Origin of the sequence: Mycoplasma leonicaptivi ATCC 49890 (assembly GCF_000622205.1) — a bacterium.
GTDB classification, from domain to species: domain Bacteria; phylum Bacillota_I; class Bacilli_A; order Mycoplasmatales; family Metamycoplasmataceae; genus Mycoplasmopsis; species Mycoplasmopsis leonicaptivi.
In genome coordinates this window covers 1-1376 of the sequence record NZ_JHWE01000076.1, presented here as the reverse complement: position 1 = coordinate 1376, position 1376 = coordinate 1, and the positions used below count along the sequence as shown (strand labels likewise).

Below are 1376 nucleotides of genomic sequence, written 5' to 3'. Positions count from 1 at the left end.
TCTCTTTTAAAAAGATACGAAGGTAAAGTAAAATGCATTTACATCGACCCACCATATTATTTTAGTTCAACAAGAGAAGAAGATACTTTTCTTTATAATAGTAATTTTAAATTATCAACTTGACTCAATTTTATGAAAAATAGACTTGATTTAGCTAAAAAAATTTTAAAAAATAATGGATTTATTTTTCTACAAATAAGCGATGATGGTTATGCATATTTAAAAATTCTAATGGATGAAGTTTTTGGAAATAATAATTATATAAATACTATTATTGTTAAATCAAAAGCATCTTCTGGTGCTAGTGGTGGTGGAGAAGATAAAAAAATGAAAAAGAATGTTGAATATATTTTGGTTTATGGTAAAAATGACTCAATATTAAAAACACAATATATTAAAACTCCACTGTATGAATATATTAAAACAAAAGAAAAAGAAGGTAAGAATTTTGCATATACTAATGTTATGTTAGATGAAGGAAAACCTTTTTATATTGATGATATCGTTGATGGTTATGGTAATATTATAAAAATTTATGAAATGAAAAATTATAAATCAGTAAGTGTGAAAACTTTAGCTAAACAAGAAAATTGTTCAGAAGAAGAAATATATACAAAATACATCGATAAAATTTATACCACAGAAAACGCTCAAACTTCAATTAGAGATAGAATAAGAAAAAAAATTCAAAATAATTATGATTTTATTATTGCTAAATATATTCCAGTATCTGGTAAAAACAAAGGGAAATTAACGGATGTCGGATTTATAGGTAACAAAAAAAGATTAATAAGTTTTTTAAAAGAAACAATAGTAATTGAAAATAATTTTATATATAAAACAGAAAAAGCAGGAACTTTATGAGATGACATATCATGAAGTTCTATAAAATTTGAAGGTAATATAAATTTTGGTGCAGGTCAAAAACCAGAAAAATTAATAGAAAGAATTTTTAAATCTTCTACAGATGAAAACGACCTCATTCTCGACTTCTTCCTTGGTTCAGGCACAACGGCAGCAGTTGCACACAAAATGAATCGTAGATACATTGGTATAGAACAAATGGATTATATTAATGATATAACAGTTGAACGTCTTAAAAAAGTTATTGACGGTGAACAAGGTGGTATCTCAAAATTAGTTAATTGAAATGGTGGTGGTTCATTTGTATATTGTGAACTACTTGAAGACGCTAATACATTAATTAATCAAATCCAAGAAGCAAATGAACAAAATATCTCAATCATTAAAAACCTAATTTATTCTGATAATCGTATTGTCCCATACTTAACAACACAAGAATTGCAAGACGTTGACAAAGAATTTGAAACATTATCATTAAAAGATAAAAAACAAGCACTTATAAAATTAATAGA

General features: G+C 25.2%; 1 protein-coding gene. It reads left to right on the top strand.

The window, feature by feature from the left end; all coding sequences use genetic code 4:
• Nucleotides 1-6: 6 nt before the first annotated feature.
• Nucleotides 7-1376, top strand: a 1370-nt coding sequence (locus BU00_RS04760) for a site-specific DNA-methyltransferase (RefSeq protein ID WP_342665347.1), incomplete at its 3' end; no start/stop codon positions are given.